Source organism: Nitrobacter sp. CN101, from assembly GCF_055390255.1.
On the sequence record NZ_AP038833.1, the window covers coordinates 3,523,759 to 3,535,604 of the forward strand.

The 11,846-nt window shown below is 60.7% G+C and carries 10 protein-coding genes; 4 read left to right on the forward strand and 6 right to left on the reverse strand.

Going from position 1 to position 11,846, the window contains the following annotated elements; genetic code table 11:
- Positions 1 to 106: 106 nt before the first annotated feature.
- The 6 genes from ACZ5IL_RS17655 to ACZ5IL_RS17680 all read right to left on the reverse strand — a co-directional run bounded on the left by ACZ5IL_RS17655 (position 107) and on the right by ACZ5IL_RS17680 (position 5,493).
- The gene (locus tag ACZ5IL_RS17655; RefSeq protein WP_464593507.1) at positions 107 to 604 is read right to left on the reverse strand and encodes a TPM domain-containing protein; all 498 of its coding nucleotides are present in this window, start codon (positions 602 to 604) and stop codon (positions 107 to 109) included.
- Positions 605 to 606: 2 nt separating this feature from the next.
- Positions 607 to 1,470, reverse strand: a complete 864-nt coding sequence (locus tag ACZ5IL_RS17660; protein ID WP_464593509.1) for a TPM domain-containing protein — start codon at positions 1,468 to 1,470, stop codon at positions 607 to 609.
- A gap of 21 nt (positions 1,471 to 1,491) precedes the next feature.
- On the reverse strand, positions 1,492 to 2,100 hold the full coding sequence (locus ACZ5IL_RS17665; protein WP_464593511.1) for a LemA family protein: 609 nt from the start codon (positions 2,098 to 2,100) through the stop codon (positions 1,492 to 1,494).
- A gap of 217 nt (positions 2,101 to 2,317) precedes the next feature.
- Positions 2,318 to 3,538 (reverse strand): citrate transporter, encoded by a 1,221-nt coding sequence (locus ACZ5IL_RS17670; RefSeq protein ID WP_464593513.1) that lies wholly within the window; start codon positions 3,536 to 3,538, stop codon positions 2,318 to 2,320.
- Positions 3,539 to 3,712: 174 nt separating this feature from the next.
- Positions 3,713 to 4,255 (reverse strand): flavin reductase family protein, encoded by a 543-nt coding sequence (locus ACZ5IL_RS17675; RefSeq protein ID WP_464593515.1) that lies wholly within the window; start codon positions 4,253 to 4,255, stop codon positions 3,713 to 3,715.
- Positions 4,256 to 4,263: 8 nt separating this feature from the next.
- A complete protein-coding gene (locus tag ACZ5IL_RS17680) occupies positions 4,264 to 5,493 on the reverse strand; it encodes an acyl-CoA dehydrogenase family protein (protein WP_464593517.1) in 1,230 nt (409 codons plus the stop codon).
- An 844-nt stretch (positions 5,494 to 6,337) separates the two neighbouring features.
- Here ACZ5IL_RS17680 and ACZ5IL_RS17685 point away from each other — a divergent pair.
- The 4 genes from ACZ5IL_RS17685 (at position 6,338) to ACZ5IL_RS17700 (ending at position 11,839) form a co-directional block, all read left to right on the forward strand.
- Positions 6,338 to 8,860 carry a DUF3772 domain-containing protein gene (locus ACZ5IL_RS17685; protein WP_464593519.1) on the forward strand — a complete coding sequence of 841 codons (2,523 nt, stop codon included), beginning with the start codon at positions 6,338 to 6,340 and terminating at the stop codon, positions 8,858 to 8,860.
- Between the two features lie 65 nt (positions 8,861 to 8,925).
- Positions 8,926 to 9,330, forward strand: a complete 405-nt coding sequence (locus tag ACZ5IL_RS17690) for a winged helix-turn-helix domain-containing protein (RefSeq protein ID WP_464593521.1) — start codon at positions 8,926 to 8,928, stop codon at positions 9,328 to 9,330.
- Between the two features lie 232 nt (positions 9,331 to 9,562).
- Positions 9,563 to 10,126, forward strand: coding sequence for a DUF2478 domain-containing protein (locus ACZ5IL_RS17695; protein ID WP_464593523.1), 564 nt, complete (start codon positions 9,563 to 9,565; stop codon positions 10,124 to 10,126).
- Positions 10,127 to 10,261: 135 nt separating this feature from the next.
- Positions 10,262 to 11,839: an FGGY-family carbohydrate kinase gene (locus ACZ5IL_RS17700; RefSeq protein ID WP_464593525.1), complete on the forward strand. Its 1,578-nt coding sequence runs from the start codon at positions 10,262 to 10,264 to the stop codon at positions 11,837 to 11,839.
- Positions 11,840 to 11,846 lie beyond the last annotated feature (7 nt).

Here is an 11,846-nt window from a genome sequence, read left to right on the forward strand (position 1 = left end):
CGGCACCATTGCGGAAATTTTAGGATTTTTTCCGACCGACAAGGCGGCTTAACTGAGTCAGCAAATGTCCCGGCCGCCATCGGTGCGAGAGTAATGGCGACGCCAATCAGATCACGACCGGCGCGTCAGGAAGCTCATTTGGGCCGGTCCCCTGCTTTGGGAAATGGTGTGCAAGTTGTCGCGAGATGGCTTCGATGCCCGTAACGGCTCCCGCCTCGAAATGACCTTGCTTGAATTCAGCCTCCATCTTGGCACAGACGGTCTTCCACACCGCTTCGCCGACCCTGGCGTGAATGCCGCGATCGGCAACGATCTCGACATCACGGTCGGCAAGCAGCAGATAGACTAGAATGCCGTTGTTGTGCGCGGTATCCCAGATCCGCAGATGCGCGAACACATCAAGCGCACGCGCCGGCGCCGGCTGATCGCGAAACAAAGGGATGCCATCGAGCGCGCCTTCAACGGCAAACACCACCTGACCCGAATGGGTCGCCTCTCCGGCGCGGATAGCCCGCTCGATGACCGCCATCACGTCCGGTGGGAAATGCTTTCGCACCCGCCAGCGGCTCCCGAGCAGATGCTTACCGATGCGTCCGATGCCCATGCCTACCAGCTCCCCGATGCGCCGCCGCCGCCGAAGCCGCCGCCACCGCCGCTAAAGCCGCCACCGCCCGAGAACGATCCGCCTCCCCTGCCGCCTCCGACCCACGTGCCGCCGCCCCGGCCCGCGCTCGAAACAATCACATCGCCGAACAGCGTGAAGATGAAAGCAAGCCCACCGGCAATGCCGGAGACAACGAGCGATCCGATGAACAGCCAGGCCAGGAAACCGACGATTCCCCCGACCGCCACCGAACCGAATAGCCGGCCGAAGACACTCCGGAAGATCCCACCGAGGACGAGAACGCCGACGATGACAAAGGGATTGAAGATATCCTCGATGCTGAAATTGTTCGCGTACTGTCCCTGTGGCTTTGGCGCAGGTAGCGGCTCGCCGTCGATCACGCGTAACATGCGATCGACGCCGGCCGAAATGCCGCCGGCAAAATCGCCGTTCCGGAACTTCGGCACGATCTCTTCGTCGATGATGCGCTTCGAGGTAAGGTCGGTCAGCGCGCCTTCGAGGCCGTAACCCACCTCGATCCGCAGCTTGCGATCGTTCTTGGCGACGATGAGGATCGCGCCGTCATCGACCTTCTTGCGGCCGATCTTCCATTGTTCGGCAACGCGGATCGAATATTGCTCGATCGTTTCCGGCTCGGTGGTCGGCACAATCAGCACCGCGACCTGACTGCCCTTGCGGTCCTCGAACGCTTTCAGATCTTGTTCGAGCGACGCCTTCTGATCGCTGCCCAGCGTCACGGTCTGATCGACCACGCGGCCGGTCAAAGGCGGCACCGCCACATCGGCGAATGCTGCGCCGACCCAACACAGCATCAGCGTCAGCAGCGCTGCCTTCAGGGTACGCATCATCGCCACCGGCTACGCCGGCTACTTCGGCGCGGCTGGCGCCGGATTGAAATCGACCTTCGGCGCGGTCGAGATGTCCTTTTCGTTATCAACCGTGAAATTCGGCTTCGTTTTGTAACCTAACGCCATGGCGGTCAGGTTGGTGGGGAACGAGCGAATGGTCACGTTATAGTCCTGTACCGCCTTGATGTAGCGGTTGCGCGCCACCGTGATGCGATTCTCAGTACCTTCGAGCTGGCCCATCAGATCGCGGAACAGCGTATCCGACTTGAGCTGCGGATAATTTTCGGTGACGACCAAAAGGCGCGATAACGCGCTGGAAAGCTCGCCCTGGGCGGCCTGGAATTTCTGAAACGCGGCGGGATCGTTGAGCACGTCTGGAGTCGCCTGGATGCTACCCACCTTGGCGCGCGCGTTGGTGACGCCAAGCAGAACATCTTTCTCCTGTTGCGCAAAACCCTTCACGGAATTGACGAGGTTCGGAATCACGTCGGCACGACGCTGGTATTGATTGACCACTTCAGACCAATCGGACTTGATCTGCTCGTCCTGCGACTGGATAGCATTGTAGCCGCAATTGGTCAGGCTCAGAGTTGCGAGCGCCGCCAGCACCGTCAAAAGCTTTCGCATCATATGTCTCCTGCCGACAACAGATTGGGAAACGTCGCGCGACCTCTCGGCCGTACAGCCGGAAGGTAGCAGATGCTAAGCGGGCCAGTCCTGTCAAATCCCTGCCACACGCGGAACTCGCCTGTTCGCCGAACCTTTCCGCCGCGCGGTATAATTCGAGGCATGATGACGACGGATATCGCGACACGAACCTAACCAGGTGTAAGCCGATGCATCTTCAATGGGGCGCGTCGGGATTCCAGCCGAGGACGACCAGCATCACGAAAAAGCCGACAACGTACGCGACCGCGATGGGCCACCCGTGCCTGACCCATAGCCCAACCGATTTCGCCTCGGGATACATGTTCGACAGCGCCACGCCTGCGGAGGAGCCAAACCAGATCATCGAGCCGCCGAAGCCGACAGCGTAGGCGAGAAAACCCCAGTCATAGCCGCCCTGCTTGAGCGCAAGCGCGGTAAGCGGGATGTTGTCGAACACCGACGAAACAAAGCCGAGGCCGAGCGCCGTGGGCCACGACGACGCCGGCAGCTTCTCGACCGGCATCATGGAGGCGGCGGTCACCAGCGCCAGAAGAAAGATCGTGCCCTTGAATGTTTCGGGCATGACCTTCCAATCCGGCGCGCGCAAGAAGGCTGTCAGCAAAATCGCCGCCCAGACAGCGAGCCCGAGCACGGGAAGCGTATCGAGCAACGCCGGGAATTTTAGATTGGCGGTCACATTCGCCGCCAGCGCCGCGATGAGGATGGCTGCAACGATGACGACTCTCGCGCCGTCCACGCGCAAGCCGCTCTGCGGATCTTTCACGACCGGCGAGAAGCGATGCTGTCGCATCGCGGCCGGAATCGCAAAGATCGCGAGCGCCACGATGGACCCGATATATGCCTCCAGCACACTGAACGGGCTGATGCCGTCAATCCACATCATCGTCGTTGTCGTGTCGCCGACCACACTTCCAGCGCCGCCGGCATTGGAGGCCGCGACGATCGCGGCCAGATAGCTGATGTGAACCTTTTCCCGAAAGACATGGCGCGCCACCGTGCCACCGATCAGCGCACCCGCGATGTTGTCGAGAAAGCTCGACAGAACGAAGACTATGATGAGAAGGACGACGCCGCCTTTCCAGTCATCGGGCAGCACGGCTGGCATCTCATCGGGAATCCGGCTCTCCTCGAAGTGCCGTGACAGAATGGCAAATCCCATCAGCAGCAGGAACAAGTTGGCCAACATGACCCACTCGTGGGTCATGTGATTGACAAGGCCAGCCACTCCCGTGCCGAACTTGAATCCGGTAAAACCGATCTTGTAGCCGACGATCACCGCAAGACCGATCAAGGCTATAAGAAGCGTATGGCGGTGAAACACCGCAATGCCGAGAAGAATACACGCAAAGAAAATGAAATCGAGGGGTATACCAACGATCAGAATCGGATCGGCCATCGTATTCTCAAATATTTCAGCGTCGACAAAGTGAGATCCGCACAGCGGACTCACGCGGGGGCCGAGGAAGGTGAAACCGGATCGCTACCGCAACGAATTTCGATCGTCTTCGCCTCTGACCTCGCGGCATGTGATCCCATGCCGGCTTGAGACGTTGACGGATAAATCAAACCGTCATCCGCTGACGAAGCGGCCATACTTTCCGCGGGAAAACAACAGCGCTTCATCCCGGTTGTAGCTATAGGCTTCTACGGCGCCGAGGAAGATGACGTGATCCCCGCCGTAATAACGATCGACGGTTCGGCATTCAAAGGTCGCAACGCTGTCCGCCAGAAGCGGAGCGCCGCCGAGACCTGGCTTCCAGTCGGTCCCCTCGAACTTGCGGCTTGACGGCTGCGCAAATTTATCCGCAAGCCCATGCTGGGAAGTTCCGAGGACATTGACCGCGAAGTGGCTCGCATTCTGGAATACCCTCATGTTCCGGGAATAGATCACTAGACTCCAGAGCACCAACGGCGGATTCAGCGAGACCGACGCGAACGAGTTGCACGTCAACCCGTGCGGTTTTCCTGCCTCGTCGGCAGCCGTGATGATGGTGACTCCCGTTGCATAAGTCCCGAGCGCGTTGCGGAAGTCACGCGGATCGAGAGTAGACTCCCCGCTCGCCAGCTCACGGGCCGGGTCCGGCGTATCGGGAAGTTCAGGACCGTCGGTCATCAGACGCCTCACAACGTCAGATTCTGTGACGGCAGCCCGAGGGCGACCCGGCCGTAATCCGTGCCCGCAGCATCGAAGTTGAATGCGATATGAGAGTTGATCGCGTTCGCATCGCGGAACTGGCGCTGCAGCGGAGCGCCGGCGAACAACCCGCGCGCGCCGCTCGACGCAAACAGCAACGAAACCGCCTCGGTGCACAGAGTCACAGCATAAGCGCCATCGCGCCGCCATCCGGTTTTTACCACCATGTCGGGGACAAGCCCGCGCCGCGCATCGGACATCGCTCGGATGCAGACCGAGCGCATGACCAGACGAGCGGCGTCGATCTTCGCGGATGCTTCGGCAATCTTGATCTGCGTGGACTGAAGATCGCCGAGCATGGCGCGACTGTAGGTGGTTGCGCGGTGCCGTGCGACCTCGATGTAGTCTTCGAGGCAGCCCTGGGCGTTACCAAGCGCCACCCCGGACAGCACGAACGGAAACAGCGCGAAAACCGGCAGGGCATAAAGCGGATTCGCATTGACGGCACTCCCGGGCGATGGACCACCGGCGATGTCCTCGACCGACAAGGTCATCCAACCTTCGACGAAGACATCGTCGACAGCAACGTCGTTCGAGCCCGTTCCTTTCAGGCCGGCGGCGTTCCACATGTCGATGATCCGATAATCTTCGCGGGGAATCAGAAAAATCCTGTACTCAATGCCATCGGCTTCATCATCGGATAAAACGATCCCCGCCAGCATGTTCCATGCACAGCAATCGACTCCGGACGAAAACGGCCAGTGGCCTTGCAGGCGGTACCCGCCCTCGACTTTCCTGGCACGGCCGGAAGGAAACACGAAGGATGACGCGATCAACGCGTTCGCATCCTTGGTCCAAACGGCATCCTGCGCGCGGCTGTCGAACATGCCGAGCATCCAGTGATGGCTCGCAAGGTTGGCCAGCGTCCAGGCCGCGGATGCGTCGGCCCTGGCAATCGCCTCGGCGCAGTCGACGAGCGCCACATAGTCGAATTCAGAGCCGCCGACCCGCTTCGGCTGCAGGATTCTGAACAATCCGGCCTCGTGGAATTCCTCCTCCGTCTCCGGCGGCAAGCGCCGCAACTCCTCGGTCCTGGCAGCCCGGTCACGCAGATCCGGCACGAGTGCTCGCGCCCGCGCTATCAAAGCCGCATAGGCATGATTGTCTGCATCAGACCCTGCCGGATTTGCAAGCGTGCCGGGATCGATACCTGCCATTCGACAATCCCCTGAAATTCGGCTGATCGACGTCACCCATGCAGCAGGCTTCGTGACCACTCCTTTCTAACTACAAGCGAGCAAGAGGAGGATCAACAACAGATGGCATCCGCCGAATCCGGCGGTTACTGCGCGGCGCCCCTGTGAGATTTTGCAATGAGCCCTTTGTCGAGTTCGATGCGACAGCCCGAGCTAGGGCTGGAGCGGTTTTTGAGCATGCAGGCGGTGATCCGGCCGATGTCCGGGATTTCGGAGCTGCACAGGCGGAATGCATCGCCCGTAGACTGTCGTTTCAGCGGTGAATGCAAAGCTCGGGCTCGCCAGCGCGGTCAGGGAAGTCGCGACAGCCAGGATCGTGGCGATTTGACAGACGGTTTCGGTGTGAACGACGGTCATCTGAAGCCCTTTGAGCTGGCCCTTAAGTCTGCGGCTGTTGTCGAGGCCGTACCCTGAACCATGGACAGACCGTGAGGTAAGTCACTCAAGAAATATGCAAGTTACATCAAGGGAATACACATGATACGCCCTGCGCCGACAGCGACCGCCGTCAAAGCACTGCGACAAATTGGCCTGTGGCCCGAGAGTTGTCCTTACGCCCCCTCTCATCGAACAACGTCGTCAAGCAATACGAGGCGCTAAAGGCCAAGTCATTTCAAGCGAAACGCGGCTGAACCGTCCTACATACAATAGGCGGAATTCAGCCTATTGTAGCTTAAGCAAACTTGCGCGCCTTTACGCGCACTGCACGGCCGGACCAGAAACGGAAAACCGTTATGGTCGGCTCCGCCATTCCTTTCTGGAATGCTGCATCGTCAATCCTCTGCAGTTTCGATAGGTAAAGAGCATGAAGACAATCCGCGTGGCAATTTTCTTCATCATCTTTTTATCCTGGATGCCTCTGCATGCCGCGACACCCGCGCCGGCGCCGGCACCGGGGAATGGCAAACCGGCGAGCCCGGCTGCTGCACCTCCCGCTCCCGCAGAGGATCTGCCGTCCGTCCCGGCGCCGGAGTTTCCGCGAGCGCAATCGAAACTCGACGAGTGGAAGCAGACGCTCGATCAGGTCGAGGCGACGCTGCGCGCCAAAGTCATTCACGACACCATGTTGAACGATCTTCGGGATCGATCCGCGACGGCGCAGCGCGAAGCACGCGAGCTGATATCGAGAATTACGCCTCGCCTCGAGGCGGCAAGCGCGCGCGCCGCCGAACTCGCGCCAAGCCCTGAAGCCACCGCTCCACAGCCCGACGACGTGAAACTCGAACGGGCCAAACTGTTGGCTGAGATCGCCGCAAGGCAAGGCGTCATTCAACAGGCCAAGCTCATCAACGTGCGAGCCCAGCAAACGATCGACGCGATCTCAGATCGGCGGCGCGCGGTATTCAACGAATCCGTGCTGCAGCGCTCCGCCAGCCTCGTCAATCCCACGTTCTGGCTCACGGCCGCGAACGCAGCTCCGATTGCCGCCGGCCGCCTGGTCGATCTGCTCTCCAAGTGGGGGCGCGTGCTATCGTCACAGCCGCTTCGCGCCGCGTCCGGCTTTGTTATCGCCGCCATCGTCGTGCTCGGATTCTTCCTGTCACCGGGCAGGCACTGGTGGTCAAGATGGACGACGCGCGATCCCGAGATCGCCAATCCCAGCGCGCTGCGGAAGACGGGTTCCGCGGCCGCGATCGTGTTCACCGATACGGCGCTTACGGCCGTCGCACTGCTTGTGCTGTACCAGGCGCTCCTGACGCTCGAGGTTCTCCCCGGCGACGTGACGCCGATCGTTCAGGCTCTGTTTCTGGGGATCACCTTCGGGTTCTTTTTTATCCGGCTGACCAGCGCGGTCCTCGCACCTGGCCGCCCATCATGGCGCCTGATCGAACTGGACAATGCCGCGGCCGACGGCCTGATTTCCTACTCGGTGCTGCTCGCCATGGTCACCGCGGTCGGCATCGTTCTCGACGCGCTCAGTCTGGCGATCGCATCGCCAATCGAGCTTACGATCGCAAGCCAGGCGATACTTGCAATCACGAAAGCGCTGCTCTTCATGGGCGCGCTGCGCGTTGCGGCCGCCACCGAAGCCGAGGAGGAATCCGCCGCACCCTCCTCCGCCCAAAGATCCGCGTGGCGCCTGCTGATTCCGATCGGCTGGATGATGGCCATGGCCGCCATTGTCGGGCCCCTCGCAGGATATGTCGCATTAGGCCGGTTCATCACGATCGAAATGGTCGTGATGATCGTCGCGCTCATGAGTTTCATCCTCCTGAGCCGGTTCTCGGCGGTTCTTATCAATACGACATTCGCTTTTAGCGGCGCGGTCGGCCGTTTTCTGCGGCAAACCGCCGGCCTCGGGAGCGGCGCGGTCCGCCAGATCGCTGCGGTGCTCGGCGGCCTCATCCAGCTATGCCTGATTGGACTTACCGCCTTTTTTATTCTCACGACGTGGGGAATTCGTTCCGACGACGTCGTCACGTCGATGTCGTCGGCGTTCTTCAGCTTTCAAATCGGCAACATCACCATTTCGCCGTCCCAGATTCTCGGCGCGCTTGCGGTGCTCACCATCGGTATCATAGCCACACGCGCGCTCAAGCGATGGCTGGAGGAGCGTTTCCTTCCTGAAACAAATCTCGATGTCGGCGTTCGCAGTTCGATCGGCACCGGCGCGGGCTATGCGGGGGTCATTCTCGCGACCCTGACCGCGCTGTCGTACGTTGGACTCAATTTGCAGAACGTCGCTATCGTGGCCGGCGCGCTATCGGTCGGTATCGGATTCGGACTGCAATCCATCATCAACAACTTCGTGTCCGGCCTGATTTTGCTTGTGGAGCGCCCGATCAAGGTCGGAGATCGCATCGAAGTCGGTACCCGCATGGGTGTCGTGAAACGCATCAACGTGCGCGCCACCGAAATCGCCACATATGATAACGTCTCGGTGATCGTGCCAAACGCGGAACTGATCAGCGGCCAGGTCGTCAACTGGATGCATGGAAGTTATTCGGCTCGTCTGTCCGTAACGGTCAGCACCTCCTGTGACGCGAACCCGGACAAGGTCGTCGAAATCCTGCTCGACATCGTCGCGCACCACCCCCGCGCCCTGAAGTCGCCTGAACCGTTTGCAATTCTCAACAAATTCGGTCCCGACGCGCTGGAGTTTGCGGTCTTTTTTCACGTCGCGCATATAGGCATCGACGCAGGAGCCGCCAATGAGGTCAGACTCGAGATTCTCAAGCGCTTCCGGACGGAGGGAATCGCGCTTCCGAACGCTCAACGGGACCTGTATATTGGCGACCTCGATCGCATCGAAGCTTTCGTGCGCGACCTGGCCGACAGCGCACGCTCCGGAGCGTCAGGACGGCGGATAGGTTCATTGGAAAGCTGACGTTCACCATCGAATGATGTATAGTTCGGCTTCCGTATCTTCGATCGTGAAATACCGAGCGTGAAATGCAGGCTTTATCCGACAGATCACTACCCTCACTGAGTTTGCGAATCGATCTGGATCCAAAGGGCCGCATCGGACCAGGCAAGATTCAACTGCTCGAAAGCATCCATACTTGCGGCTCAATTTCAGCCGCCGGACGTGCCATGGACATGTCCTACAAGCGCGCCTGGGATCTCGTCGATGAAATAAATCGCATCTGCCGGCAGGCGGCGGTCGCGCGGCAGACCGGCGGCAAGAACGGCGGCGGCGCGGTCCTGACCCCCTTCGGGGTCGCCCTGGTCGCTCGCTATCGCAAGATAGAACGCGATGCCGCCAGCGCGGTCCACAAGGAACTCGAGGCGCTGCGAAACGACATCCGGCACCCGAAGAAAAGCTCGGAACGAGACAGGGACGCCAAGGCTCGTTGATCGAGCCGCGCCGTAACGCCGAGCGGCCCACGTTTGCCGCACCGGCCGGCCGCATTCGGCGCTCATTTCCCCTGCTTCCCCGCCTGCAGCGCTCTGGCCTGATTTCGCCCAACGTGATATACTAAAAAATACAACGACGAAGAGCAGGCGGCCCGAGAGGTGATCGCAGGCCTCTCGGATCCGCCGGGGAATCGTTGACAAGCTCTGCTGCGACGTAAGAAAGGGACGGATCATGTTCGATGCCCAATGCGACCTCGCCGCTCTGGTCTATACGGAGGGAGAGAGCCCCGATGATGTCCTCCATGAATTTGCCTCCGATCTGAACGAGAGCGGCCACCTCGCGGTGGGCATTGTTCAGCTTGGTCGCCACCGCATTGATGCCGATCTGTCAGCAACGCTGATCCCGACCGGCGAGCAGCTTCGGCTCCATCAGAATCTCGCGCATGACCCGGCGAGGTGCCGGCTGGACATCGAACGGTTGACGAACGCAGGCGAACGAATTGCACGGACTCTCGACGACGGCGGGGACATCCTCATCGTCAACCGATTCGGCCGGCAGGAGCGTAAAGGCGGAGGCCTTGCCCATCTGATCGAGCGCGCGCTCGACGCCGACATTCCGGTCGTGATCGCGGTGCCGAGCCACTATTTTGCGGACTGGATCACATTTGCCGGCGGCATGACCGTCAAACTGCGTTGCGACCGGAAATCGCTGGATGCGTGGTGGAGACTCGTGTCGGCACCTACTGGCAGCCTGCGTCCACCGGACCATTTGACGGTCTGTGAAGTTATCAAATAGGCTGCTCGTTCCTCAAAGCCGCACGCATGATCGCGTGCGTGCTTGCAAGATCGAATTGAGGCTTGTCTGCCCGCTTAACTTCCTCGACACGATAACTCCTTGACACGACGGCAGCGTTTCCTTTGTAGGTGCCGCATGCCTGACCTTGTAATCGCGGTGGACGTCGGATCGAGCAGCGCGCGCGCAGGCGTATTCGACGCAGGCGGCCTCCTGCTGGCGCGCGCCGAAGCTCCGTTTGCGACCGCATATCCCAAAACCGATCATGCCGAGCATAGTTCGGATGAGATCTGGGCAGCGGTCTGCCACGCGGTACGCGGTGCCGTTGCGGCCGGACACATTGCTGCCGAAGAGGTCAAAGGCATCGCCTTCGACGCCACCTGCTCGCTCGTCACCCTCAACCGTGGCGGTCGGCCGGTTACGGCCTCCATCACCGGCGATGATCGCTGGAACGTGATCATGTGGGCCGACCATCGGGCCGCGGCAGAAGCGGATGAGATCACCGCCACTCGCCATCGCGTGCTTGACCACGTCGGCAATGTGATGTCGCCGGAAATGGAAATTCCGAAGCTGCTTTGGCTGAAACGACATTGTCCCAATGCCTGGCGCCGCTACGGGCTTATGCTTGACCTCACCGACTACCTGACCTGGAAGGCGACGGGCCGGGTCGCTGTCTCCACCTGCACCGTAACATGCAAATGGACTTATCTCTCCCACGAGCGGCATGGCTGGCAAAGCGATTTCCTGTCGCAAGTCGGGCTCGGTGACTTGCAGGATAGAGCGTCGCTTCCCGCCTCGACGCTGCCGATCGGAACAAGTGCCGGTCCACTGACTGCCGAAAGCGCCGACCAGCTTGGCCTGCCCCGCGGCTGTGTTGTCGGCGTCGGCGCAATCGATGCCCATGCCGGCGGTATCGGCATGCTTGGGAACCTCGACCCACCCGGCCTCAACGAGACTCTCGCCGTGATCGCCGGCACATCCTCATGCCACATGGCGGCCTCGCCCGACCCGAGGCAAATTCCCGGAGTATGGGGTCCGTATTACGATGCGATGCTGCCGGGCTACTGGCTGAATGAAGGTGGTCAATCCGCCACCGGTTCGTTGCTCGATCACATTCTCGACCTCCATGCCGAAGGCAGATCGCTTGGAGCGGACCGACATGCGGTGATGGCGGCACAAATCGAAGCAGCGCTGACGGAAAGCGGATTCACGTTTGTCGAGGATCTGCACGTGCTGCCGGACTTTCATGGCAACCGCTCGCCGCTCGCCGACCCGGAGTCAGTCGGCGTGATCCACGGACTACGCCTTGACGCCTCACCCATGTCGTTAATGCGGCTTTATTTCGCGACCGCTGTCGGCATCGCGCTAGGAACACGGCACATCATCGATGCCCTGAACGACGCCGGCTATAACATCGCCCATATCCGGCTGACGGGAGGCCATGCTGCGAGCTCGCTGCTGGTCCAGCTCTACGCCGATGCCGCAGGTGTCGCGGTTTCCCTGCCCGAACAACCAGACGGCGTGCTGTTGGGAACCGCATGTGCCGCGGCAGCCGGCTGTGGACTTTATCCATCGGTTACGGCGGCCGCAGCAGCAATGACCCGGATCGGTCGAACCGTGCAGCCAGCCCCTGCGGCGCTCGATTTCTTCGACCGGCGCTACCGCGCGTTCTTAATGATGCACGAACATCGCCGGGCATTGTCGCAGTTCGTGTGATGGGCAG